General features: G+C 57.2%; 22 protein-coding genes. 11 read left to right on the forward strand and 11 right to left on the reverse strand.

Features of this window, described 5'->3' with window-relative positions; translation table 11 throughout:
• Position 1 precedes the first annotated feature (1 nt).
• From cheY to ACIPF8_RS22130, 6 genes are all read right to left on the reverse strand, one after another.
• Positions 2 to 400 (reverse strand): chemotaxis response regulator CheY, encoded by a 399-nt coding sequence (gene cheY / locus ACIPF8_RS22105; RefSeq protein WP_400425434.1) that lies wholly within the window; start codon positions 398 to 400, stop codon positions 2 to 4.
• Positions 401 to 527: 127 nt separating this feature from the next.
• Entirely contained in the window at positions 528 to 1,616 is a 1,089-nt protein-coding gene (locus ACIPF8_RS22110) for a chemotaxis response regulator protein-glutamate methylesterase (RefSeq protein ID WP_400425436.1), read from the reverse strand.
• Positions 1,613 to 2,284, reverse strand: a complete 672-nt coding sequence (gene cheD, locus ACIPF8_RS22115) for a chemoreceptor glutamine deamidase CheD (RefSeq protein WP_400425439.1) — start codon at positions 2,282 to 2,284, stop codon at positions 1,613 to 1,615. Before cheD ends, ACIPF8_RS22110 begins: the two co-directional genes overlap by 4 nt.
• Positions 2,281 to 3,150 carry a CheR family methyltransferase gene (locus ACIPF8_RS22120; protein ID WP_400425442.1) on the reverse strand — a complete coding sequence of 290 codons (870 nt, stop codon included), beginning with the start codon at positions 3,148 to 3,150 and terminating at the stop codon, positions 2,281 to 2,283. The genes cheD and ACIPF8_RS22120 overlap by 4 nt, the downstream gene beginning before the upstream one ends.
• A 37-nt stretch (positions 3,151 to 3,187) precedes the next feature.
• A complete protein-coding gene (locus ACIPF8_RS22125) occupies positions 3,188 to 5,002 on the reverse strand; it encodes a methyl-accepting chemotaxis protein (RefSeq protein WP_400425445.1) in 1,815 nt (604 codons plus the stop codon).
• A 211-nt stretch (positions 5,003 to 5,213) separates the two neighbouring features.
• Positions 5,214 to 6,836 (reverse strand): methyl-accepting chemotaxis protein, encoded by a 1,623-nt coding sequence (locus ACIPF8_RS22130; protein WP_400425448.1) that lies wholly within the window; start codon positions 6,834 to 6,836, stop codon positions 5,214 to 5,216.
• A 335-nt stretch (positions 6,837 to 7,171) separates the two neighbouring features.
• Between ACIPF8_RS22130 and ACIPF8_RS22135 the strand changes: the two genes are divergently transcribed.
• On the forward strand, positions 7,172 to 9,142 hold the full coding sequence (locus tag ACIPF8_RS22135; RefSeq protein ID WP_400425450.1) for a Cache 3/Cache 2 fusion domain-containing protein: 1,971 nt from the start codon (positions 7,172 to 7,174) through the stop codon (positions 9,140 to 9,142).
• 72 nt (positions 9,143 to 9,214) lie between these two features.
• On the opposite strand, the gene ACIPF8_RS22140 is transcribed toward ACIPF8_RS22135, so the two are convergent.
• From ACIPF8_RS22140 to gshA, 3 genes are all read right to left on the reverse strand, one after another.
• Entirely contained in the window at positions 9,215 to 9,640 is a 426-nt protein-coding gene (locus tag ACIPF8_RS22140) for an organic hydroperoxide resistance protein (protein ID WP_400425452.1), read from the reverse strand.
• A 201-nt stretch (positions 9,641 to 9,841) separates the two neighbouring features.
• Entirely contained in the window at positions 9,842 to 10,333 is a 492-nt protein-coding gene (locus tag ACIPF8_RS22145) for a MarR family winged helix-turn-helix transcriptional regulator (protein WP_400425455.1), read from the reverse strand.
• Positions 10,334 to 10,566: 233 nt separating this feature from the next.
• Positions 10,567 to 12,153: a glutamate--cysteine ligase gene (gene gshA / locus ACIPF8_RS22150; RefSeq protein WP_400425457.1), complete on the reverse strand. Its 1,587-nt coding sequence runs from the start codon at positions 12,151 to 12,153 to the stop codon at positions 10,567 to 10,569.
• Positions 12,154 to 12,437: 284 nt separating this feature from the next.
• Between gshA and folD the strand changes: the two genes are divergently transcribed.
• The 6 genes from folD to ACIPF8_RS22180 all read left to right on the forward strand — a co-directional run bounded on the left by folD (position 12,438) and on the right by ACIPF8_RS22180 (position 18,434).
• Entirely contained in the window at positions 12,438 to 13,283 is an 846-nt protein-coding gene (folD, locus tag ACIPF8_RS22155) for a bifunctional methylenetetrahydrofolate dehydrogenase/methenyltetrahydrofolate cyclohydrolase FolD (RefSeq protein WP_400425460.1), read from the forward strand.
• A gap of 5 nt (positions 13,284 to 13,288) precedes the next feature.
• Complete coding sequence (locus tag ACIPF8_RS22160; RefSeq protein WP_400425463.1) at positions 13,289 to 15,373, forward strand: M3 family metallopeptidase; 2,085 nt, start codon at positions 13,289 to 13,291, stop codon at positions 15,371 to 15,373.
• A gap of 75 nt (positions 15,374 to 15,448) precedes the next feature.
• The gene (locus tag ACIPF8_RS22165) at positions 15,449 to 16,057 is read left to right on the forward strand and encodes a glutaredoxin family protein (RefSeq protein WP_400425466.1); all 609 of its coding nucleotides are present in this window, start codon (positions 15,449 to 15,451) and stop codon (positions 16,055 to 16,057) included.
• 85 nt (positions 16,058 to 16,142) lie between these two features.
• Positions 16,143 to 16,568, forward strand: a complete 426-nt coding sequence (locus tag ACIPF8_RS22170) for a DNA polymerase III subunit chi (RefSeq protein ID WP_400425469.1) — start codon at positions 16,143 to 16,145, stop codon at positions 16,566 to 16,568.
• A 10-nt stretch (positions 16,569 to 16,578) separates the two neighbouring features.
• A complete protein-coding gene (locus ACIPF8_RS22175) occupies positions 16,579 to 16,980 on the forward strand; it encodes a hypothetical protein (protein WP_400425471.1) in 402 nt (133 codons plus the stop codon).
• 137 nt (positions 16,981 to 17,117) lie between these two features.
• Positions 17,118 to 18,434 (forward strand): D-amino acid dehydrogenase, encoded by a 1,317-nt coding sequence (locus ACIPF8_RS22180; protein WP_400425474.1) that lies wholly within the window; start codon positions 17,118 to 17,120, stop codon positions 18,432 to 18,434.
• Between the two features lie 183 nt (positions 18,435 to 18,617).
• On the opposite strand, the gene ACIPF8_RS22185 is transcribed toward ACIPF8_RS22180, so the two are convergent.
• Complete coding sequence (locus ACIPF8_RS22185; RefSeq protein ID WP_400425477.1) at positions 18,618 to 19,127, reverse strand: Lrp/AsnC family transcriptional regulator; 510 nt, start codon at positions 19,125 to 19,127, stop codon at positions 18,618 to 18,620.
• A 175-nt stretch (positions 19,128 to 19,302) separates the two neighbouring features.
• Between ACIPF8_RS22185 and ACIPF8_RS22190 the strand changes: the two genes are divergently transcribed.
• Positions 19,303 to 20,460 carry a branched-chain amino acid ABC transporter substrate-binding protein gene (locus ACIPF8_RS22190; RefSeq protein WP_400425479.1) on the forward strand — a complete coding sequence of 386 codons (1,158 nt, stop codon included), beginning with the start codon at positions 19,303 to 19,305 and terminating at the stop codon, positions 20,458 to 20,460.
• A 102-nt stretch (positions 20,461 to 20,562) separates the two neighbouring features.
• Here the strand turns inward: ACIPF8_RS22190 and ACIPF8_RS22195 are convergent, their stop codons facing one another.
• Positions 20,563 to 20,727 (reverse strand): hypothetical protein, encoded by a 165-nt coding sequence (locus ACIPF8_RS22195; RefSeq protein WP_400425481.1) that lies wholly within the window; start codon positions 20,725 to 20,727, stop codon positions 20,563 to 20,565.
• A 90-nt stretch (positions 20,728 to 20,817) separates the two neighbouring features.
• Here ACIPF8_RS22195 and ACIPF8_RS22200 point away from each other — a divergent pair, with 90 nt between their 5' ends.
• The 3 genes from ACIPF8_RS22200 to ACIPF8_RS22210 form a co-directional block, all read left to right on the forward strand.
• Positions 20,818 to 21,951 carry a branched-chain amino acid ABC transporter substrate-binding protein gene (locus ACIPF8_RS22200; protein WP_400425483.1) on the forward strand — a complete coding sequence of 378 codons (1,134 nt, stop codon included), beginning with the start codon at positions 20,818 to 20,820 and terminating at the stop codon, positions 21,949 to 21,951.
• 306 nt (positions 21,952 to 22,257) lie between these two features.
• A complete protein-coding gene (locus ACIPF8_RS22205) occupies positions 22,258 to 23,400 on the forward strand; it encodes a branched-chain amino acid ABC transporter substrate-binding protein (protein WP_400425486.1) in 1,143 nt (380 codons plus the stop codon).
• Between the two features lie 61 nt (positions 23,401 to 23,461).
• The coding region (locus ACIPF8_RS22210) for a hypothetical protein (RefSeq protein WP_400425488.1) at positions 23,462 to 23,792 on the forward strand (331 nt) is incomplete at its 3' end.

Consider the following 23,792-nt stretch of genomic DNA (forward strand, 5'->3'; position numbering starts at 1 on the left):
ATCAGGCACTCTCTTTCTCGATTTTTTCGAAAATCTTGGCGATCTTCTCCTCCAGCGTAGCGGCAGTGAACGGCTTGACGACATAGCCGTTGGCGCCAGCCTGGGCGGCGGCAATGATGTTTTCCTTCTTGGCTTCAGCCGTCACCATCAGTACCGGCAGTTTGGCCAAGGCGGGATCGGCGCGGATCGATTGCAGCATGGTCAAGCCATCCATATTCGGCATGTTCCAGTCCGAGACGACAAACCCGAAATTGCCATCCTTAAGCTTGCTCAAGCCTGCGGCGCCATCCTCAGCTTCGTCGACGTTGACGAAATCCAGCTCCTTCAGCAGATTCCTGACGATCCGCCGCATGGTAGGAAAGTCGTCCACGACCAAAATTTTTATGCTTTTATCAACCATGATTGCTCCACACTATGATTAGCGGCCATTCGCTATCGTTGCCGATTGGCCAACTTGAAATTTCAAAAACCTGCATCTCTGTCGTATTAACGGCAGAACAAATGAAAAAAGCAGGGTAAGACGGCAATTACACGCGATTCGAACGCTCGCCGAAGGACATCAGGCGGTTCATCACCCGTTGACTCATCTCGCCGATACCCGCTACTTCGCTGGCTGCGCCCATCGCAATCGCCTCGCGCGGCATGCCAAACACCACGCAGCTGGCTTCATCTTGCGCCAGCGTGTAGGCGCCGGCCTGGCGCATGCGCAACAAACCGGCTGCGCCATCGCGTCCCATGCCGGTCAAGATCACGCCAATGGCATTCTTGCCCGCATGTTTGGCGACCGAATCAAACAGCACGTCGATCGACGGCCGATGCCGGTTGACCGGCGGTTCTTCATCCAGATGTGCAACATAGTTGGCGCCGCTGCGCGCCAGCGACAAGTGAAAGCCACCCGGCGCGATGTAGGCGTGGCCCGGCAGCACCCGTTCGCCATGCTGGGCTTCCTTGACGGTGATGCGGCACAAGCCGTCAAGGCGCTGCGCAAAGGAACGGGTGAAACCTGGCGGCATGTGCTGCGCGATCATGATCCCGGGACTATCAGGCGGCAGCGGCTGCAGTACTTCGCGAATCGCTTCCGTGCCGCCAGTCGAGGCGCCGATGATGATCAATTTCTCGGTACTCAGCAAAGGGCTGCGCAACATCGGCGCCGGTTCCGCGGTGCTGGCTGCTGTGACGCCCGGCGCCGGGCGACGCGCAGGCTGCAGCCGCGCACGCGAGGCGGCGCGGATCTTGTCGGCAATCAGGTCGGTATATTCGAGCAAGCCTTCGCGTATTCCAAGGCGCGGCTTGGTGACGAAATCGACCGCTCCCAATTCCAATGCGCGCAAGGTGATTTCTGATCCACGCTCGGTCAGCGACGACACCATCAGCACCGGCATCGGCCGTAGCCGCATCAACTTCTCCAGGAAATCAAGGCCGTCCATGCGCGGCATTTCCACATCCAGCGTCAACACGTCCGGATTGGTCTGCTTGATCAGATCGCGCGCCACCAAGGGATCGGGCGCAGTCGCAATCACGGTCATGTCCGGCTGGCTGTTGATGATTTCGGTCATCAAGCTCCGTATCAGCGCCGAATCGTCCACGCACAGCACTTTAATTTTGTTCTGGTTCATACACTTCCCCCGCTTTGATTGGCAATTTTCCGGCGAGCCGCCTTGTCGAATGCCGTATCGAACAATTCCACCTTATTGCGCACCGGCTGCTGCGTCAGCGCCTTTACGAGTTTCTGTTCATCCTGCTGCACTTGCACCGCTTCGTTCATGCGATGCAGCTTGCGCACCATCACTTTGCCGCTGCGCGGAAAGTAGCTGACGCGACGCGGCAGGCTGCCGCGTAAATCCTGGGCGGCAACCCGCACCTGTTCCATCTGTAAATAACGCAACACGAAATCGGCATTGCGATCGCCGATGTTGAGCATCGTCATGTTCGCCAGCACCGCTCCGCCGCCGAACACCTTGGCCTCCAGCCGATCGCGCCGGGCGCCGGCCTTCAACAACTCATTCAGCAGCATTTCCATTGCGTAGGCGCCGTAACGCATCGAGGCGGAAGCCTCCTTGCCGCCGCTGCTGCCATCGTCGGGCAACATGAAATGATTCATGCCGCCGACGCCGGCCGTGCTGTCGCGCACGCAAGCTGCAACGCAAGAGCCGAGCACAGTGCTCAGCACCATATCGTCGGAGGTAACGAAATATTCGTTAGGCAGCAGCTTGACTGCGGCGCTGTCGAACTCGCGGTCGTAATAGTGGTGCGTCGCCACCGATTCTTCTGCCGCCGACATCATGCAGTGCCCTTTTCGCGCCTGGCATCGAGTTCATAGACGGTCTGGCCGCGCAACCGGAATGGCTGGCTGGCATACGAGAAATTCTCGGAGTGGCCGGCAAACAGCAGGCCGTGCGGCTTCATCAGCGGCGCGAAGCGCTGCAATATCTTGTTCTGCGTCGGTTTATCGAAATAGATCATGACGTTGCGGCAAAAGATCACGTCGAACGGTTCCTTCAGACCCCATTGCGGCGCCAGCAGATTCAGTTGACCGAACTTCACCATGGCCGCGACTTCCGGCCTGATCCTGACCTGTCCGGCACGGGCACCGCTGCCTTTCAGGAAAAATCGCTTGAGCCGTTCCTGCGGCAGCTTGCTGACCTGCTCCATGGTGTAGACACCGGTCGCAGCCTTTTCCAGCACCTGCGTATCAATATCGGTAGCGATCACACTGGCATTGCTGGCGCGACTGCCGAGCGCCTCGATCAGCGTCATCGCAATCGAGTAGGGTTCCTCTCCGGTGGAGGCGGCGGAGCACCAGACTGTGACAGGCTGTGCGCAGGTTTTGACGTGTTCCGCCAATAACGGGAAGTGATGGGCTTCACGGAAAAATGCGGTCAGGTTGGTCGTCAATGCATTGGTAAACGATTGCCACTCTGCGCTATCGTCTTGCGCTTCCAGATGCGCCAGGTAAGACGTGAAATCGCTCATGCCGAGTTCGCGCAAGCGGCGAGACAAACGGCTGTAGACCATCTCGCGCTTCTGCTCGCCCAGGGCGATGCCGGCGCGTTGATATATCAACGCGCGCACCCGAGAAAAATCGCTATCCGTCAGCAGGAAATCACGCGCCGCTGATGCAACGGGACGGGTATTCGATTTGGTTGTCATTCAGTACGCCTATACATGATTCGCAATATTGCCGGTGTCAAAATGTCTGCCAGTCGTCTTCGCTTGCGGCCTTGACCGACGCCGTCGCCAATTTGAGGTTGGAGCGTGCATTGACAGCTGCTGCTTGCTTGGAGGGCGCCGGCTTGGAGACCTGCTGCGGAATCGGCTTGATGGCCGTCGTGGGATTGCTTTTCAATGCATTGCTGCCGCTCTTCTTGTTGCCTGCCGATTTTTTAGCGCTAACCGAATTGCGCACATCGTGGGTTGCCGCCGCACGCGAGGCCGGCGCTTTCTGTTGCGGCTGGTTTTCCTTCAAGCGGAACACCGACACTGCCTGCTGCAAACGCAATGCCTGCTCTTCCAGGGAACCGGCGGCGGCGGCGGCCTGTTCGACCAGCGCTGCATTCTGCTGCGTGACATGATCCATCTGGATCACAGCCTGGTTGATCTGATCGATGCCGCTGCTTTGCTCAGCCGATGCCTCCGAGATTTCCCCCATGATGTCGGTGACCCGCTTGACGGCCTGCACCACTTCGCCCATGGTTTCGCCAGCGCGATCAACCAGTTGCGAACCTGAATCCACCCTGCTCACCGAGTCGTCGATGAGTTCCTTGATTTCTTTGGCTGCTTGCGCACTGCGTTGCGCCAGTGTTCTGACTTCACCGGCAACGACAGCAAAGCCGCGTCCCTGTTCTCCTGCGCGGGCCGCTTCCACCGCTGCGTTCAAGGCCAGAATATTGGTCTGGAAGGCAATGCCGTCGATCACGCCGATGATGTCGGCAATCTTGCGCGAACTGGTGGTGATCCCGTGCATGGTGTCAACTACCTGGCCGACTACCGCGCCACCCTTGGCCGCTATATCGGAAGCGGTTTGAGCCAGCTGCCCGGCCTGGCGGGCATTGTCGGCGTTCTGCTTTACCGTCGCGGTCAACTGCTCCATGCTGGCGGCAGTTTCTTCCAGCGATGCCGCCTGCTGCTCGGTACGCGCGGAAAGATCTGCATTACCTGCCGCAATTTCACGAGAGGCGCCAGTAATCGCCAGGCTGCCATCCCTGATTTCCCGCACCGTTGTTGCCAGTTGCTGCTGCATCTTGCGCATCGCGTTCAGCAGGCTATGCCCGTGCTTGTCATCCACTTCGACATGCACATCCAGTTCGCCATCGGCGATCTGGGTTGCAATTTCCGCGGCATACACCGGTTCACCGCCAAGGCTGTTGGTGACACTGCGAATGACTAGCAACATCAGCGCCGAGACACCCAATCCGATCACGAACAGGATCGACAACTGCATCCTGACATTGGCATAGAACGCGGCATCGACGTCGTCCAGCATGACGCCGGAAACCAGATGCCAATCCCATGGCTGAAAATATTTGGCATAGCTGACTTTGGGACCATATTTATCGGGTGCTACTTGCGCCACGTAATCGACAAAGGCCTCGCCCTTATCCTTGCTGGCACTGGTCATCTCGCGGAAAAAGAATTTTCCGTTAGGATCTTTGCGCTCGGTGACATTCTTGCCAACCAGGTCCGGCAAGGTTGGATGCGCCAGCACCACCGGCTGCGAATCAACCACGAACACATAATTGGATTTCCCGTAACGCATCGCCAGGATGCGCTTCAACGCTTCTGCCTGCGCCTGCTCTTTATCCATCTTGCCGGCGCTAACATCGGCGGCGTAACTCTTGACGATGCCGTTTGCCGTCTCTACCAGGCTCCTCAACCCGTCCTTGCGTTCCGCCAGCATGGTGTCGCGCGTATTCAGAGCCGACCATCCGCTCAGCACCAGCAGGCCGATCCACATGATTGCCAGGACTGCCAGTAATTTTTTCCTCAAACTTAACTTGTTCATTTCCACTTGCCTTCAACAATGACTAAACCGCAACTCTTGACGACGGTATTTGATTAATCTGGTTGGCTGCAGTTACCCACCCTGGAATATAGGTAAGCGTGCAGCATTCCCATGCCCTGAAAAACAGCCAAAAAAGCTACTTCCTTGTGCCATCAACCGGCGGAATGACTGCCCATTCCGCCACGCAACCATTGCAATTCAGTCGCAGCGTTTAAGCTGTCCTGGCTTGCAACACCTGCGCTTTCGGCGTGATGTCTATCATGCGTTTTGACTGCGCCACCATATGCGCCCGCTCCAGCTTGAAAGCGCTGACCACGCTTGCCAGCGTACCGGCCTGCTCCTGCAAACTGCCTGCGGCCGCAGCCGCTTCTTCCACCAGTGCAGCATTTTGCTGAGTCACCTGATCCATCTGGCTGATGGCCTGGTTGATCTGCTCGATACCAGCGGTTTGCTCGTGGCTGGCAGCGGTGATCTCGCCCATGATGTCGGTCACGCGCCGCACGCTGGCGACAATTTCTTCCATCGTGCTGCCGGCTTGGTCAACCAGCCTGGAGCCGATCCCGACCTTCTCGACTGAATCGTCAATCAGCGTCTTGATTTCCTTGGCGGCGGCAGCCGAGCGTTGCGCCAGGTTGCGCACTTCCGCCGCCACCACTGCAAAGCCGCGGCCTTGCTCACCGGCGCGCGCCGCTTCGACAGCCGCGTTCAGGGCCAGGATATTGGTCTGGAATGCAATGCCGTCGATGACGCCGATGATGTCGACGATCTTCTTGGAAGAAGCATTGATCGAACCCATTGTGCTAACCACCTGGGTCACCACCGTGCCGCCGTGGATCGCCACTTCCGAAGCCGACACCGCAAGCTGGTTGGCCTGGCTGGCATTGTCGGCATTTTGTTTTACGGTCGATGTCAACTGCTCCATCGATGCCGCGGTTTCTTCCAGCGAACTGGCTTGCTCCTCGGTCCGTTGCGACAAGTTCTGGTTGCCGGCGGCAATCTGGCCGGAAGCGGTGGCAATCGTGTCAGTACCGTTGCGCACCTCCCCGACGATTTTTTGCAGGCTCTCATTCATATCTTTCAAGGCCCGCATCAACTGGCCGGTCTCATCGCGCGACCTGACTTCGATATCGGCGGTCAAGTCGCCATCGGCAACGCGACGGGCAACTGCCACTGCAAACCCCAGCGGCTGCGAGACAACCCGCGCAATCCACAGCGCCAGGCCAAAACCGATTGCCACCATGGCGATCATCAAGCCGATGACCCAGGTGCGTCCCGATGCATAGATTGCCTCACCTTGCTTGGCGACCCGCTCGCTGCCATCAGAGTTGACCTTTACCAACCCCTCGACTTCCTTGTCCAGTTCAACGATCGCCGCCAGGGAGTCGCCACGGATATCTTTCAATGCATCGTCCTTCTTGAACATCCGTGACTCTTCAATTACCCTTTTATCCATTGCCAGGTATGCCGGCAAATGCTCCTTCAATTTTTCGTATCCGGGCCGTTCCTGCTCGGTCACCATCGGCGCATAGTCGCCCATGTTTTTTTCCAGGCTCGCCTTGATGTCGCCGATGAATTTGGCGCTAGTGTCCATGTCCGCCACGTCATTTGACATGACATGCTGCATTTCGATATTGCGCAGCAAGGCCAGGTTGCTCTTCAATGTCAACAGTACTCGCACGCTAGGCAGCCAATTGCCGCTGATATCTTTAGTGATGGCGTTGACTTGCCCAAGCTGTCCAATCGAGGTTACGCCGAGGACGACCGTCAAGATCAATATCAGCGAAAACGAAAGCAACAGCTTGGTCGCGATTTTCAAGTTGTAGAACCAGGTCATGATTTTCTTTTCAGATTAGAAGTTTTAATTAGGCGCAGAGACGATTCATCCAACGACAAGATCCGGGCCGAAGTCTCCCTCCTGCTCCCGATCCTGCTCGTGTTAACGGCATATAGCGCCATTTATTAAGGGCGCTGCCAACCTGAGGTCGGATTTTGTCCAACCTTCAATACCGGGAAAATTTGTCGTTAACAAGGCCGATTGCGGATTTCCAGCAGGGTGCCGTCCACACGTCCACATACGGCTGAGCATGGGAAGCGACTTGCTCTTCAGCGACGGCGAAAAGCGCTCGCAACAAACGACGCTTGTCTATCAAACAAAACAAAGGGTAGTAAATGAATAATATTTTTTCCAACATGCGGCATCTCGGCGTGGGCGTGAAGCTCTGCCTGCTGACCTTTTTGCTGGTTACCGCCATTCTTCTTGCCTACGGCTGGGCCAGCGCCAGCTCCACTTCAAAGCTGATGGAGCAACGCGGGATACGCGACATTGCAGGCCGCACCGAAACGATGATCGAAATGCTGGATACCTTCGATAACAGCCACAAGAGCGAAGCCAATCGTTTCGCATCGATGCTGGCCAGCTATTTCCCTGGAAAATTTTCGGTCGATGCCGGCAATACCGTCGTGGTTGCCGGCAAGGCCACGCCAAGCTTGAAAAACGGCAATGAAGTCATCAACATGAATTTTTCGGTCGCCGATCGATTCACTGCCGCCAGCAGCGCGGTGGCCACAGTTTTCGTCAAAAACGGCGGCGAATTCATCCGCATATCCACTTCCGTCAAGACGGAGAATGGCGAACGCGCAATCGGCACCCAACTCGATCATGCGCATCCTGCTTACGCTCGCCTGCAGGAAGGACAGCCGTACGTCGGCCGGGCCGCATTGTTCGGCAAGGAATATATGACTGCCTACAATCCGATCAAGGATGAGGCCGGCGAGGTGGTCGGGGCGCTGTTCGTCGGTGTCGACATCAGCAAAGACATCGAAGCGCTGAGAGCGCGCATCCGCTCGGTTGATCTGGGTAAAACCGGTTCTTTCTACGTGATCAATGCGGAGCCTGGCAAGAATTACGGCAAGCTGATGGTGGATCGCAGCGTCGAAGGACAGAATCTCCTGGCGCTAAAGGATAGCGACGGCCGCGAATTCATCAAGGAAATCCTGGAACGCAAGCAAGGCGATATGCGCTATACGCTGGCCGGTGCAGACGGCAAATCCACGGGGGTCGAAAAGATCATCGCATTTGCCTTTTACAAGAACTGGAACTGGGTGGTTGCCGGCAGCATACCTACTGCCGAACTGACCCAGGAAATCACAGCGCTGCGTAATCGCAACGCCCTCTTCGGACTGGCAGCGGTATTGATCATGGTGGTGGCGCTTTACTGGCTGATCCGCAACAACGTCAGTCGTCCGCTGGAACGTGTCGTGCAAGCTGCCCAACGGCTGGCGGCTGGTGATCTGACTGCGAACCTGGAGACCGACCGCAGCGACGAAATCGGTCGTCTTGAGCAAGCCATCAATGGCATCGGCAAAGGCTTGGCCGGGGTCATAGGCAATGTCCGCCAGGGCACCACCGAGATGGCGCGCGCCTCGCAGGAAATCGCCGAAGGCAACGCCAACCTGTCGGCACGTACCGAATCGCAAGCCAGTTCGCTGGAACAAACCAGCAGTTCGCTGGAGGAGCTGACGTCCGCCGTCAAGCAAAGCGCCGACAGCGCGCAGCAAGCCAATAAGCTGGTAGTAAGCGCGTCGGATCAGGCGCTTGCCGGCGGCCGCGTGGTCGATCAGGTAGTCAGCACCATGGATGCGATCAAGGATAGCTCACGCAAGATTGTCGACATCATCGGCGTCATCGATGGCATTGCATTCCAGACCAATATCCTGGCCCTGAATGCAGCGGTCGAAGCGGCGCGCGCCGGCGAACAAGGCCGTGGCTTTGCGGTAGTGGCGACGGAAGTGCGCAACCTGGCGCAACGCTCGGCTGCCGCGGCGAAGGAAATAAAGGGATTGATTGATGATTCGGTAGAGAAAGTCGACTCGGGCGGCCAACTGGTGGATGAGGCAGGACAATCCATGCAAGGGATCGTCGCCGCAGTCAAGCGGGTCGCCGACATCATGCACGAAATCACGGTTGCCACCGATGAACAAAGCAGCGGCATCGAAGAGATCAACCGGGCGATGGGTCATATCGACGACATCACCCAGCAGAACGCCGCACTGGTCGAGCAAGCCGCGGCAGCCGCAGAAAGCCTGCAGGATCAGGCGGCACAATTGGCGCAAACGGCCAGCGTATTCAAGCTGGCGTAATTGCCGCCGTTACCGTCCAACCCGATGAATTGTGGTGACAAAGGCGTCGCCACAATTCACCGAGGCGCTTACTTATACCAAAGTCAGCGTAACGTCGATATTGCCGCGTGTGGCGTTGGAATAAGGGCAAACCTTGTGTGCCTTGTCGACCAGCGCTTCTGCCGCACCGGCTTCCATGCCTGGCAGCGAGATCTGCAGTTCGACTTCGATGCCGAAACCGCCAGGAATCACGCCGATGCCGACCAGGCCCGTGATCGACAAATCTGCTGGCAATGTGATTTTTTCTTGCGATGCGACGAATTTAATTGCGCCGATAAAGCATGCGGAGTAACCGGCTGCGAACAGTTGTTCAGGATTGGTGCCCACGCCACCGGCGCCGCCAAGTTCCTTCGGTGTCGCCAGCTGGACATCCAACACCTTGTCGGAAGACACCGCGCGGCCGTCACGGCCTCCGGTTGCGGTAGCTTGAGCTTGATACAGAACTTTTTCGATCGACATGATTATTTCCTTTAATGGCCGGTTGAGAAATCCTTTGGATCAATTCAGTCGGCCTTACTGACGATCCGGATAAAAAGGTACAACAGTTAAATGACGCAACAATGAATACAGCTTCAAACAAAAATAAAACAAACACAAAAAATATTTTAAACAATTATATTGTTCGCAACATATAGATCCTGACCAAAAACATCCCAGGGTTTAAGCGATATTGCCTGCCATCGCAGCGCGCAGCCGATGCAATTCCTTGGTCAGCGCCATCACCTCATCAAGCGAACATCCCACGCTGCAGCTTATTTCCTGCGGTATCGCCTGCGCCTGCTGACGCAGCTTCCTGCCGGCTTCGGTCAAGCTGACAATCACTTGCCGCTCATCCTTCACGGCCCGCTGGCGTCGCAACAAACCGCCGGCCTCCAGGCGTTTGAGCAACGGCGTCAAGGTCCCCGAATCGAGAAACAAGCGCTCGCCCAGGGTGGACACGGTCACATCGTCGCGTTCCCACAAGGTCAGCAGCACCAGATACTGCGGATAGGTCAAGCCCAGCTCCTGCAGCAACGGCTTGTAAATCTTGGTCATCGTCAGCGACGCCGAATACAGCGCAAAACACAGCTGATTGTCCAGCAACAGGCTTTCCGCTCCGAATGTATCGGAAGGAAGTTTTTCGCCGGGCTGCTGAAGTTTGTTCGTTTCCATGGCTTGAATAATATACAGCTCAAAATTAAATTGCAAGCAATCTAAATCACATTTAAAACTATCGACGGAATTGCCAAACCCTATCGAGGCCTGATTGGGGTCTGCTTAGGGCATGCTTAGGGCTAGATTAAGCTCTGTTTTAGGCCAGGTTTAAGCTCAACTTTAAGCCCGACTTTAAGCTCTATTATCAGGCATCAGGCCCTTTGCAATTCCGTCACAGGATCGGTCTTTAATCAGACACTCATGTTACCCAGCGTACTGGCGCGATAAGCCGCCACGAAGGTATCGAAATCGCCGGTCTGGGTGCGCTCCAGGCCCTCCTGCTCGGACAACGATGTCGCCGCCATGGTGTCGAAATAGTTACGCTCTTCCGGGCTCGGCGGATGCGCCAGGAAATACGCTGCGTGCAGCTTGCTCTGGCGCAGCGCGAAGCTGGCGAACGATTCTTGGTTCTCGTGCAGGATCGCCAGCACACGCGCCGACGGCGTCAGTTCCGGCGATTGCAGCTTAAGCGTCTGCTGCGCCAGCGATGCCGCGTGCACGCCATCGCTACGCTGGGCATCGAGCAAGGCTGCTGCCGGTGCGATCCGTTGCAGCAATTCCTGGCCCCAGGTCTGCAGGGAAACCGGATTGCCGTCACGCCGCAGTTGCAGGCCGGGACGACGCCCTTCCTTGACCGCGCGCGAGAAGTTCTCGACATTCTCCAGGCTTTCCTCGTCGCTGGTGAGCGGGCTGTCGTCCAGCGCGCAGAACAGCAGGAAGGCGTCCAGAAAGCGTGAAGTCTCCAGGTTGATGCCCATCGGCTCGAACGGATCGATATCCATGCAACGCACTTCGATGTACTGCACGCCGCGCGCCGAGAGCGCCTGGATCGGCCGCTCGCCGGTGTTGATCACGCGTTTCGGACGGATGGTCGAGTAGTACTCGTTTTCGATCTGCAGGATATTGGTGTTGATCTGCACCCATTCGCCGTTGCGGTGGGTGCCGATCTCCGCATACGGCGGGTAAGGCTGGCTAACGGCCCGCGCCAGGCTCTTGATATAACTGTCGAGACTGTTGAATTGCGGCGTCAGGCGCGCCTGGGCTTCGCTGGTGTAACCCAGATCGCTCATGCGCAGGCTGGTGGCATATGGCAGATAAAGGGTGTCTTTATCCAGTTCTTCCAGACGATGATCGCGGCCGTCCAGGAAACACTTGGACAAGGCCGGCGATGCGCCGAACAGATACATCAGCAACCAGCTGTAGCGGCGGAAGTTGCGCACCAGCGCAATATAGCTTTCAGATTGGAAATGCACTGCGGTGCCGGCAGCGCCTTCGGCTTGCTGCAACGCCTGCCACACGCCTTCGGCCAGCGAGTAGTTGTAATGGATGCCGGCGATACACTGCATGCGCTTGCCGTAGCGCAGCGCCAGGCCGCGCCGGTACACATGCTTCAGCATGCCGATGTGCGATGTGCCGTACCAGGCAATCGGAATCTGTTCCTCAGCCGGCAGCGACGCCGGCATCGACTGGCTCCAGAGCAATTCGTCGCCCAGCTTGGAATAGACGAAGCGATGGATCGCATCCAGTTCATCCAGCGCGGTGCCAATGTCATGCTCGGCCGGCGTGATGAACTCCAGCAGCGATTCCGAATAGTCGGTAGTGATCTGCGGCTGCGTCAGCGCCGAGCCCAGCGCGCGCGGGTGCGGCGTCAGCGCCAGACGGCCGTTGCCGTCGACGCGCAAGGTTTCCCGCTCGATGCCGCGCAAGCCCTGGTCCAGCAAGCCGCGGTGCTGCTCCTGCCCGAGCAGCGCCAGCCGGCGTGTGTAATGATCAGTCAATTCAGCATCCTTTTTTTCAAATTTGTCGTATCGGCCTTGGGCCTGTTTTGACTTTATTGCTGCCCGTAATAGGGTCGTAGAAGGCGAGAATAGCCGAAAATGAAAGAATGCGTTGGATGCCGCCTCGCGCGCAATTGACAATCAGGCGCCACGCCAGCCAGCGCCTCACACATGCCAAATAAACAATATTCAATAAATCCGCAACGAAGCCCCAACGGCGCAAATTTATAGGGCGCTCACCCCTTATAATCCTGCTTTGCTCATATTTTTCGATTGCTCCTACTATGCCAGCCCAACTGATCGACGGAAACCTCCTCTCCCAACAACTGCGCGCCGATGTCGCCAAGCGCGCCGCCGCATTGACCGCCCAAGGCAAGCAGCCCGGCCTGGCGGTGATCCTGGTCGGCGACAGCCCGGCCTCGCAGGTGTACGTGCGCAACAAGGTCAAGGCCTGTGAAGACAACGGCCTCTACTCAGTGCTGGAAAAATACGACGCCGACCTGACCGAAGCCGCGCTGCTGGCGCGCATCGATGCCCTGAATGCCGATCCGAAGATCAATGGCATCCTGGTGCAGTTGCCGCTGCCGGCACATATCGATTCGCACAAGGTGATTGAAGCGATCGCGCCGGAAAAGGATGTCGACGGTTTCCATATCAGCAATGCCGGCCTGTTGATGACCGGCCAACCGCTGTTCCGCCCATGTACGCCATATGGCGTGATGAAAATGCTGGAATCGATCGACTATCCGGTGCGCGGCGCGCACGCTGTCGTCGTCGGCGCCTCGAATATCGTCGGCAAACCGCAGGCGATGCTGCTCTTGCAAGCCGGCGCCACCGTCACCATCTGTAATTCCAAGACCCGCGACCTTGGCCTGCATACGCGCATGGCCGACATCCTGGTGGTCGCCACCGGCAAGCGCAACATCGTCACCGCCGACATGGTCAAACCGGGCGCCGTCGTCATCGACGTCGGCATGAACCGCGACGACAACGGCAAGCTGTGCGGCGATGTCGACTTCGCTAACGCCAAGGAGGTCGCGGGTTATATCACCCCGGTGCCGGGCGGCGTCGGGCCGATGACCATCACCATGCTGCTCGTCAACACCATCGAAGCCGCAGAAAGAATCTAACTGTAATGACCTCTACCGCAATCAACGCCAGTAATCCCCTGCTCGACTTCACCGGCCTGGCGCAATTCGACCGCATCACGCCGGCCGACATCACGCCGGCAATTAGCGCCCTGCTGCAGCAAGCGCATACCGTTGTGACCCTGCTGGAAGCCTCGACCGACGCCGCCACCTGGGACAACTTCGTTGCGCCGCTGGAACATGTGACCGAGAAATTGAGTCGTGCCTGGGGCATTGTCAGTCACTTGAATGCGGTAGCCGACACGCCGGAATTGCGTGCTGCGTACAACGAAAACCAGCCGAAACTGATCGAATTCTGGACCGCGCTGGCGCAGAACCTGGCCTTGTTCGATAAATACAAGGCAATCAAGAACCATCTCGATTTCGCCTCGTTGTCGACGGCGCGGCGCAAGATCGTCAACAACGCCTTGCGCGATTTCCGCCTGGGCGGCGCCGAACTGCCGGCCGACAAGAAAGCCCGTTTCGCCGCGATCCAAGAAAAACACGCGGCGCTGACCACCCGCTTCTCGGAAAACATCCTCGACGCCACCAACGCCTACGGCTTGTTCGTCACTGATGAAGCCGAACTGGCCGGCCTGCCTGACGATGTGCGGCAAGCCGCGCGTAGCGCCGCCGAACAGGACGGCAAGGACGGCTACAAATTCACGCTGCACTTCCCGTCCTTTTTCCCGATCCTGCAATACGCCGATAGCCGCGCGCTGCGCGAAACCGTCTATCGCGCCAACGCCACCAAGGCTTCCGAGTTGGGCGAAAAGCCGGAGTGGGACAACAGCGCCAATATCGTCGAGATCCTGCGCCTGCGCAACGAAGAAGCGAAGCTGCTGGGCTACAAGAATTACGCCGAACTGTCGCTGGTGCGCAAGATGGCCAAGACTTCCGAAGAAGTGATCCACTTCCTCGAAGACCTCGGCAGCCGCGCCCGCCCGTTCGCCGAGCAGGACCTGGTCGAGCTGCGCGCCTTCGCCCAGCAACAGCTCGGGTTGGAGACGCTGGAAGCCTGGGACCTGACCTACGCCGCCGAAAAACTGCGCGAACAGCGCTATGCGTTCTCCGAACAGGAGGTCAAGCAGTACTTCCCGGAACCGACCGTGATCGAAGGCTTGTTCCACCTGGTGCAAAAGCTGTTCTCAGTCGACATCAGTACCGACCAGGCAGCGGTGTGGCACCCTGACGTCAAGTTTTTCCGGATTGAAAAAGACGGCAAGCTGATCGGCCAGTTCTACCTCGACCTGTACGCCCGCAACGGCAAACGCGGTGGCGCCTGGATGGACGACGCCCGCGCCCGGCGCCGGATCGGCAACGACATCCAGACCCCGATCGCCTACCTGACCTGCAACTTCACCGCGCCCGCCGTCATCGACGGCAAGGCCAAGCCCGCCCTGTTCACGCACGACGAAGTGATCACGCTGTTCCACGAATTCGGTCACGGCCTGCATCACATGCTGACCCAGGTCGACGAAATCGGCGTATCCGGCATTTCCGGCGTCGAATGGGATGCGGTCGAATTGCCATCGCAATTCATGGAAAATTTCTGCTGGGAGTGGGATGTACTGCAGCACATGACGTCCGAAGCGGAAAGCGGCCAGCCGCTGCCGCGCGCGCTGTATGACAAGATGATCGCCGCCAAGAATTTCCAGTCCGGCCTGCAAACCTTGCGCCAGGTCGAATTTTCATTGTTCGACATGCGCCTGCATGACGACTATGATCCGTACGGCAAGCAAAGCGTGCAGGAAGTGATCGACCAGGTGCGCGCCCGGATCGCGGTCGTCACACCGCCGGCATTCAACCGCTTCCAGCATTCGTTCGGCCATATCTTCGCTGGCGGCTATGCAGCCGGCTACTACAGCTACAAGTGGGCTGAAGTGCTGTCGGCGGATGCCTATGGTGCGTTTGAAGAAGCCGCAGCCAGCAGCGGCAATGTCGTTTCGGCCTCCACCGGCAGTAAATTCCGCGACGAAATCCTGGCGGTCGGCGGTTCGCGGCCGGCGCTGGAATCGTTCAAGGCATTTCGCGGACGCGAACCGAGCATCGATGCCTTGCTGCGACATAGCGGCATGGCCACGGCCACCTGAAGCACCAGTTATTTATCTGACAGCCGATCCGCCAGATGGCGGCGATTCCATGAATCTATCTATGAGGGGAAGAGGATGAAATTTGCTGCACCGTTTTTTTCACTAGCTATTCTGCTGCTGGCGACCAGCGCACAGGCGCAACTGTACAAATCGATCGGTCCCGACGGCAAAGTGACCTATAGCGACACGCCGCCGGCAACCGGCAACGTGGTGCAGAAAAAGACTGGCAGCATCGGCGGCGACGCCGATCCTCTACCCTATGAATTGGCGCAGGCAGTCAAGAACAGCCCGGTCACCTTGTATAGTTCGGATAAATGCATCCCTTGCGACGACGGCCGCAAGCTGCTGACCGGACGTGGGATTCCGTTCACGGAAAAAACGATCAAAAGCAATGAAGACATCGCAGCCCTGCGCAAAATCACCGGCGAAGACCAGTTGCCTGTGCTGACCGTCGGCCGCGACAAGCAAAGCGGCTTCGATAGCGGCACCTGGAACACTACGCTAACTTCAGCCGGCTACCCGCAAAGCAATCGCTTGCCGAAAGGCTATCGCAATGCCGCGCCGGTCGCTGCGGCGCCGAGCGCCAAACCAGCCGATAAAGCCGCCACCACCCCGGCCGACACTGCCGCTGGCACCGATGCACCACCAGCCGCCGGCAATGCGCCGCCCGGTTTCCGATTTTAAGCTTGGCGCGGCGCCTGGTGCAGGATGAAACCCTCCTTGCCAGACGCCGCGCCGGCCGTTACGCCACAGCCAGACACCTCTATTCATGACGCAAATCGACTTTCACACCAATATTTCGGACAAATTTCTGTACACATGCCGGTTGGTGCGTAAAGCCCGTTCGGCCCAGCGCCAGATTGTCATATTGAGCAGCAACGCCGAAGAGCAGGCTGCGCTGGACCGCGCCTTGTGGACTTTTTCCGAACACGATTTCCTGCCGCACGTCGCAGCCGGCGATCCATTGGCAGCGCAAACCCCGATCATCCTCGCCGTCGACGAGGCGGCCGAGCTGCCGCATCACCAGATCCTGATCAACCTGTCCGGCAAGACGCCGCAGCATTTCGCCCGCTTCGAAAGAATGTTTGAAATCATCTCGCTTGATGCTGCCGACGTCGCCGGCGGCCGCGAGCGCTATCGCTTTTATCAGCAGCGCGGCTATCCGCTGACGCACTTTGTTGCTGACAATGTATGAGGAACGTCCCATGAACAACGGTAAGCTTGACGCCAATATCCCTTTATTGACCGAGGTCATTGAGCCGTTACCGACTTTGACCGACATTATCGATACGCCGCAGGCGCCGGCGTTGCCGGCCATCGAGTCGGATCATTTCGAACTGCCGCAAACCCGGCAGGAACCGACGTTGAGCCGGCAAGACTGGGAGCGCCTGGCAACCGAAGTCCAGGAAAAAGTGCTGAAGCAACTGCAGGACCGCATCGATTTCGTGATTGAGCAGCGGGTGCGCGACGGCCTGGCCGACGTGTTGCAGACCGCAGTCGAAGGCATGGCGGCGCAGATCCGGGAAGGTTTGCACCAGACCTTGGACGAAGTTATTTGCCGGGCGGTATCACTGGAATTGGTGAAATTGCAAAAACAAAATTTGTAAGACTATTTTTTTGATTTTCAGTCATAAATTACAGATCCATAGTTCAAAGTAAAATTTTCGAGCCAGATTTTGATCGCCTAAAAAATCTCAATTTTCTTACAATAGCGCTATCATAAATGGTGGTATTTGGAGATGAGATGAAAGTAATTGTATTGGGCGCTGGCATTATCGGGACCACATCCGCATGGTTCCTGAACAAGGAAGGTCACGACGTCACCGTGATCGAACGCCAGCCCGGCGCTGCACAGGAAACCAGTTTCGCCAACGGTTGCCAGATTTCGGTATCGCATGCCGAACCTTGGGCCAATCCGCAAGCGCCGATGAAGGTCTTGAAGTGGCTGGGGCAGGAAGATGCGCCGCTGCTGTATCGCTTCCGCCCGGAATGGCTGCAATGGAAATGGGCCGTGAATTTCCTGCGCGAATGCACGCCAAAACGCACCAACGACAACATCCGCCAGATCGTCGCCATCTGCGAATACAGCCGCCAGACGCTGCAAGCAGTGCGCGCTGAAACCAATATCGACTACGATTGCCTGACCAGCGGCATCCTGCACTTCTACACCGATCAAAAAGAATTCGACATCTCGCTGCCGGCCGCACAACTGATGCGCGACCTGGGCTGCCAGCGCGATTCCATCAGCGCCGACGAAGTGGTCAAGATCGAGCCGGCATTGGCGCGCATCCGCGACAAGATCGTCGGCGGCGATTTCACCGCCACCGATGAATCCGGCGACGTCTACAAGTTCACCTCCGGCCTGGCCGGCAAGGCTGCCGAAGCCGGCGTCAACTTCCGCTACAACACCAGCATCACGCGCCTGATCACCGAAGGCAGCGGCGCCGCCGCCAAGATCACCGGCGTCGAGGTCATCAATCCGGACGGCCGCCATGAAGTCCTGCACGCCGATGCTTTCGTGGTCGCCATGGGCAGCTTCTCTACCCAGCTGCTGCAACCGCTTGGCATCGATCTGATGATCTATCCGGGCAAGGGCTATTCGGCCACCTACAAGATCACCAATCCGGATGCGGCGCCAACCGTGTCGCTGACCGACGACGGCTACAAGCTGGTGGTTTCGCGCCTGGGCGACCGCCTGCGCGTCGCCGGCACCTGCGAATTGAACGGCTACACGCGCGAACTCAACACCACCCGCTGCGAGGCGATTACGCGCCGCACCCGCGAACTGTTCCCGGACGGTTGCGACTACGACAATCCGGTTTACTGGACCGGCTTGCGTCCGTTGACGCCATCCAACGTGCCGTACATCGGCAAGACCAGGATCAGCAACCTGTTCCTCAACACCGGCCACGGCACCCTCGGCTGGACCATGGGTTGCGGTTCCGGCCGCGCGATCGCCGAAATCGTATCCGGCCGCCGGCCTGAAGTTGACTTCGCCTTTACCGGCGTGCCGCGGCAAGCGCCTGGACCGTTGATTCTGCCGCGTCCAGTGGAAGCATGAGCAGCGCTATCATCGCCGCGTGAATGAAAAAAAGACCGATGCTGGCAACAGCAACGGTCTTTTTTTTCGCACCTGCATCGGCAAAACTCCTGGCGCCATTGGCATGGCGCGCTTTTTGCGTATGGGTAGCAGGGAATCAGTTGGAGCGCATTTTTTGGCAGGCAGGCGCACTGTTCGAGTGCATCATTTGGCGACACGCACCTGAACCGTCGGCGGCTTTTCATCAAATGCAACCCGGGTAACGAATTTGGCGCGCTTCATTGGAAAACGGGACTGGAAATGACGCACATTGCCGGAACCGGAAATGACTCGCCGCACGAATTGATAATAGGCATCCATATCGATCACATGCACGACCAGGAAATAATCGTAATCGCCGGACACGAAATAGCACTGCATGACCTCGGCTTCCTTGTTCATGCGTAACTCGAATTCCTGCATATGCTCGTCGGACTGGTTATTCAGCGAAATTTCCAGGAAAGCCAGCATGCCGTAGCCGAGGGCAAAGGGATCGACCAGCGAGACGTCGGCGCTGATGATGCCGGCCTCACGCAGATCGCGCAGGCGGCGCAGGCAGGTTGGTTGGGAAATGTGTGCTTTATCGGCCAGCGTCCGGGTCGGCATTTGATTGTCGCGCTGCAGCAAGTTGAGGAGCTTTCGGTCGACTTTGTCTAGCGTGTGATGTTTGCTCATACCATCTTTTTGAGGTGCGATTCGACTGTTTCAATAATTCGCAAAAAACCGCTATGCGAAGCGTTTTTTATGTTGTAACGTTGCTTTATTCAGGGCACTGAATGCGTAGTTAATAAGCAGCGGATGGTGAAACTGTATTTGCTTTGTTTTATTTTAAATCCTCAGGAGGACATTCATGCAGAACAAGATCAAAATGATTCCGTTGGCTGGTGCAATTGCCATGGCTTTCGCCTTTGCAGGCTTCTCAGGCTCGGCTTCGGCACAAGAAGTAGTCACTATCGGCCAAGTCAGCCCGCTCACAGGTCCTAACGCCCACATCGGCAAGGACAATGAGAATGGCGCGACGATGGCGATCGAGGAATTGAATGCCAAGGGCACCAAGATCGGCGGCAAGCCGGTGAAATTCGTACTGGCTTCAGAGGACGACGCTTCCGATCCGAAACAAGGCACCGCAGCTGCACAGAAACTGGTAGACGCCAAGGTCAAGGGCATCATCGGCCACATGAACTCCGGCACCACCATTCCTGCATCCAAGATCTATTTCGATGCCGGCATTCCACAAATCTCGCCTTCCGCCACCAATCCAAAATACACCCAGCAAGGCTTCAACACTGCCTTCCGCGTTGTTGCCAACGACGGCCAACTGGGCGGCACACTGGGTCGCTATGCGGTCAATACGCTGAAGGGCAAGAATATTGCCGTGATCGATGACCGTACCGCCTACGGCCAAGGTGTAGCTGAAGAGTTCACCAAGAGCGCCAAGAAAGCCGGCGCCAACATCGTGGCGACTCAGTTCACCAACGACAAGGCAACCGACTTCAACGCCATCCTGACTTCGATCAAGGCCAAGAATCCTGACGTGATCTTCTTCGGTGGTATGGATGCTGTCGGCGGTCCGATGCTGCGTCAAATGGATCAGCTGGGCATCAAGGCCAAGTTCATGGGCGGCGATGGCCTGTGCACCACTGAGCTGGCCAAGCTGGCTGGCGCAGGCTTGAAAGACGACCAGGTAGTCTGTGCTGAAGCTGGCGGTGTACCAGATGCCGGCAAGGCCGAACTGGAAGCCTTCAAGGCGGCTTACCAAAAACGTTTCAACCAGGAAGTCGTGATCTACGCACCGTATGAATACGATGCGCTGATGACCATGGTTGACGCCATGCAGCAAGCCGGTTCGTCCGATCCGAAGAAATATCTGCCTTTCCTGGCCAAGATCCACCACAAAGGCGTGACCGGCGAAATCGCCTTTGATCCAAAGGGCGACATCAAGGACGGCTCGCTGACCTTGTACACCTACAAGGATGGCAAGCGCACACTGCTGACCGTGACAAAATAATCGTCGCACGCAATACGTAACTTACGTAGCAGCACACCAGAAGCGTTCCGGCTTGATTGCCGGAACGCTTTTTTTATTCTGCCTCAAGATTATTTCGCCTCATCAAATATCCCGCGCCACCACGCGCAACACTCCCCTCGCTTGATCCACCTGTGGTTCCTCAATCGCCAAATCGAAACTGCCAATTGCCCGTATGACGGGTACGGGTATTGGCAAAAACGCAGGAAAATTCTTTCCGAACAATTTTTTTTGTTGTAACGTCACCATGTTCCGCTCATTGAGCAGGCGGAAACAGCAATCGCGACAGCCTCAAAAATTTATCCTTAGGAGAATCAATCAGTGCAGATCAAGAACAAAATGTTACCGCTAACTGGAGCAATCGCATTGGCCCTGGCCGCATCCACCTCGGCTTACGCACAAGAACAAATCGTCAAGATCGGCCATGTTGGCCCGGTCACCGGCCCTTCCGCGCATCTTGGCAAGGACATGGAAAACGGCGCCAAGATGGCAGTCGAGGAATTGAACGCCAAGGGCGTCACTCTCGGCGGCAAGAAAGTCAGATTCGTCCTGCTGGCAGAAGACGATGCTTCCGATCCGAAGCAAGGCACGGCGGCGGCACAGAAGCTGGTCGACGCAAAAATCGACGGTGTGATCGGCCATTTGAATTCCGGCACCACGATCCCCGCCTCCAAGATCTACTACGATGCCGGCATCCCACAAATCTCGCCTGCCGCCACCAGCCCGAAATACACCCAGCAAGGCTTCAACAGCGTATTCCGCGTGGTCGCCAATGACGGCCAATTGGGTGGCACCCTGGGTCGCTATGCGGCAAACACGCTGCACGCAAAAAATATCGCAGTCATCGATGACCGCACTGCCTATGGCCAAGGCGTGGCGCAGGAATTTGCCAAGGGCGCAAAAGCTGCTGGCGTGAATATCGTCACCACCCAGTTCACCAACGACAAGGCAACCGATTTCAACGCCATCCTGACCTCGATCAAGGCCAAGAATCCAGACGTAATTTTCTTCGGCGGCATGGATGCGGTTGCCGGCCCGATGTTGCGTCAGATGAAAGCACTCGGTATCAAGGCTAAATTCATGGGCGGCGACGGCATGTGCACCGCAGAGCTGGGCAAGCTGGCCGGCGATGGCCTGATCAACGACCAGGTGGTTTGTGCTGAAGCTGGCGGCGTCGAGGATTCAGGTAAGAAAGGCCTGGACGATTTCAAGGCAGCCTACCAGAAGAAATTCAATGCCGAAGTCAAGCTGTATGCCCCATACTCGTACGACTCGGTGATGACCTTGGTCGAAGCGATGCAAAAAGCCAATTCAGCCGATCCGAAGAAGTATCTGCCGGAACTGGCGAAAATCCACCACAAGGGCGTGACCGGCATGATCGCGTTCGATGCCAAGGGCGACATCAAGGACGGCACCTTGACCTTGTACACCTACAAGGATGGCAAGCGCACACTGCTGACCGTCACCAAGTAAGATCTGAAAGGATCCTGGCTTCTGCAAAAGCGTTCCGGCCTGTGCGTCGGGACGCTTTTTTATTTTGGTGGAAGGTGTTATTGGCGGGAACACGCCAGATCAGGCCGGCGCCACCACTGTCCGTATGGATAAATTACGCATATCAATCGGTAAAATTAATAAAAAAACATATAAAAGCGCTTTGCGAAGCGATTCATATGTTGTAACGTTTAAGTCCTCGGTTTCTTACCGAACCAGTATAGAAGTCGGCTGTCGAAAGGCCGCTTACCATTATTTATAAAGTTAAAATCCTTAGGAGGAAATCTAGTGCGCAACAGTAAATTGATTCCATTGGCGGCCGCCATCGCCCTTTCTTTCGCCGGTTCTGCATTCGCCCAGGAGCAAGTGGTGAAGATCGCCCACGTCGGCCCGATCACCGGTCCGATCGGCCACATCGGCAAGGATAATGAAAACGGCGCCAAAATGGCGATCGAAGAATTGAATGCCCAGGGCATTACGCTGGATGGCAAGAAAACCAAATTCGTATTGGTCTCGGAAGATGATGCATCCGATCCGAAACAGGCTACCGCAGTGGCGCAAAAACTGGTGGACGCCAAGGTTGCCGGCGTTATCGGCCACGTCAATTCCGGCGCCTCGATTCCAGCATCGAAGATTTACTACGACGCCGGTATCCCACAGATTTCACCGTCGACCACCAGCGCCAAATACACGCAACAAGGCTACAACACGACTTTCCGCGTGGTCGCCAACGACAGCCAGTTGGGCGGCGCCCTGGGTCGCTACGCGGCCAAGACACTGCATGCCAAGACCGCTGCAGTAATCGACGACCGTACGGCCTACGGCCAAGGCCTGGCAGAAGAATTCACCAAGGCGGCCAAGGCTGCCGGCATGACGATTGTCGCCACACAATACACCAACGACAAGGCAACCGATTTCAACGCGATCCTGACCTCGTTCAAGACCAAGAAACCTGATGTCGTGTTCTTTGGCGGCCTGGACGCCGGCGGCGGCCCGATGCTGCGCCAGATGAAGCAGTTGGGCATCAAGGCCAAGTACATGGGCGGCGACGCCATCTGCACTTCCGACCTGCCTAAGCTGGCTGGCGACGGCATGAGCAACGACCAGGTTATCTGCGCGGAAGCCGGCGGCGTCGAAGAGTCGGCACGCAAGGGCCTGGAAGATTTCAAGGCCGCCTACAAGAAGAAGTACGGCCAGGATGTCGTGATTTACGCACCGTACACCTACGATGCGCTGATGACCATGGCCGATGCAATGCAAAAAGCCAAGTCGGCCGATCCGAAGAAGTACCTGCCGGAACTGGCCAAGATCCACCACAAAGGCGTGACCGGCATGATTTCGTTTGACCCGAAGGGCGATATCAAGGACGGCACCATCACCTTGTACACCTATCGCGATGGTCAGCGCACCCAGCTCGCCGTGACCAAGTAAGCACGTCGCTGTATTTCCCTGCGAAAGCGTTCCGGTCTGCCGGAACGCTTTTTTTTGTTGGATGGCAGCATGGATCGGCCGTCAATTGCAACTCGTAGGGTGCGCACTGCTGCCCACGCGGAAGGTCGGTCAGTCGCTGAGCAAATTCGGCGTGGGCAGAAATCTGCCCACCCTACAACTCGGCGAAAGCGTTCCGGCCCTGCCGGGGCGCTTTTTTTGTTGGATGGCCGCGTGGATCGACCGTCAAATGCAACTCGTAGGGTGGGCACTGGTGCTCACGCGGAAGGTCGGTCAATCGCTGAGCAAATTCGGCGTGGGCAGAAATCTGCCCACCCTACAACTCGGCGAAAGCGTTCCGGCCCTGCCGGGGCGCTTTTTTTGTTGGATGGCCG

This window comes from Collimonas sp. NPDC087041, assembly GCF_044745265.1.
GTDB lineage: Bacteria > Pseudomonadota > Gammaproteobacteria > Burkholderiales > Burkholderiaceae_D > Collimonas.

What these genes read in the sequence shown, in the direction of transcription:
- ACIPF8_RS22160 (WP_400425463.1), top strand. Translation starts at nt 13,289, where the DNA reads ATGACCTCTACCGCAATCAACGCCAGTAATCCCCTGCTCGACTTCACC.
- ACIPF8_RS22195 (WP_400425481.1), bottom strand. Translation starts at nt 20,727, where the DNA reads ATGGTGACGTTACAACAAAAAAAATTGTTCGGAAAGAATTTTCCTGCG.
- folD (WP_400425460.1), top strand. Translation starts at nt 12,438, where the DNA reads ATGCCAGCCCAACTGATCGACGGAAACCTCCTCTCCCAACAACTGCGC.
- ACIPF8_RS22185 (WP_400425477.1), bottom strand. Translation starts at nt 19,127, where the DNA reads ATGAGCAAACATCACACGCTAGACAAAGTCGACCGAAAGCTCCTCAAC.
- ACIPF8_RS22110 (WP_400425436.1), bottom strand. Translation starts at nt 1,616, where the DNA reads ATGAACCAGAACAAAATTAAAGTGCTGTGCGTGGACGATTCGGCGCTG.
- ACIPF8_RS22130 (WP_400425448.1), bottom strand. Translation starts at nt 6,836, where the DNA reads ATGACCTGGTTCTACAACTTGAAAATCGCGACCAAGCTGTTGCTTTCG.
- ACIPF8_RS22125 (WP_400425445.1), bottom strand. Translation starts at nt 5,002, where the DNA reads ATGAACAAGTTAAGTTTGAGGAAAAAATTACTGGCAGTCCTGGCAATC.
- ACIPF8_RS22175 (WP_400425471.1), top strand. Translation starts at nt 16,579, where the DNA reads ATGAACAACGGTAAGCTTGACGCCAATATCCCTTTATTGACCGAGGTC.
- cheD (WP_400425439.1), bottom strand. Translation starts at nt 2,284, where the DNA reads ATGATGTCGGCGGCAGAAGAATCGGTGGCGACGCACCACTATTACGAC.
- ACIPF8_RS22165 (WP_400425466.1), top strand. Translation starts at nt 15,449, where the DNA reads ATGAAATTTGCTGCACCGTTTTTTTCACTAGCTATTCTGCTGCTGGCG.
- ACIPF8_RS22200 (WP_400425483.1), top strand. Translation starts at nt 20,818, where the DNA reads ATGTTACCGCTAACTGGAGCAATCGCATTGGCCCTGGCCGCATCCACC.
- ACIPF8_RS22190 (WP_400425479.1), top strand. Translation starts at nt 19,303, where the DNA reads ATGCAGAACAAGATCAAAATGATTCCGTTGGCTGGTGCAATTGCCATG.
- ACIPF8_RS22120 (WP_400425442.1), bottom strand. Translation starts at nt 3,150, where the DNA reads ATGACAACCAAATCGAATACCCGTCCCGTTGCATCAGCGGCGCGTGAT.
- ACIPF8_RS22170 (WP_400425469.1), top strand. Translation starts at nt 16,143, where the DNA reads ATGACGCAAATCGACTTTCACACCAATATTTCGGACAAATTTCTGTAC.
- ACIPF8_RS22135 (WP_400425450.1), top strand. Translation starts at nt 7,172, where the DNA reads ATGAATAATATTTTTTCCAACATGCGGCATCTCGGCGTGGGCGTGAAG.
- ACIPF8_RS22180 (WP_400425474.1), top strand. Translation starts at nt 17,118, where the DNA reads ATGAAAGTAATTGTATTGGGCGCTGGCATTATCGGGACCACATCCGCA.
- ACIPF8_RS22145 (WP_400425455.1), bottom strand. Translation starts at nt 10,333, where the DNA reads ATGGAAACGAACAAACTTCAGCAGCCCGGCGAAAAACTTCCTTCCGAT.
- cheY (WP_400425434.1), bottom strand. Translation starts at nt 400, where the DNA reads ATGGTTGATAAAAGCATAAAAATTTTGGTCGTGGACGACTTTCCTACC.
- ACIPF8_RS22140 (WP_400425452.1), bottom strand. Translation starts at nt 9,640, where the DNA reads ATGTCGATCGAAAAAGTTCTGTATCAAGCTCAAGCTACCGCAACCGGA.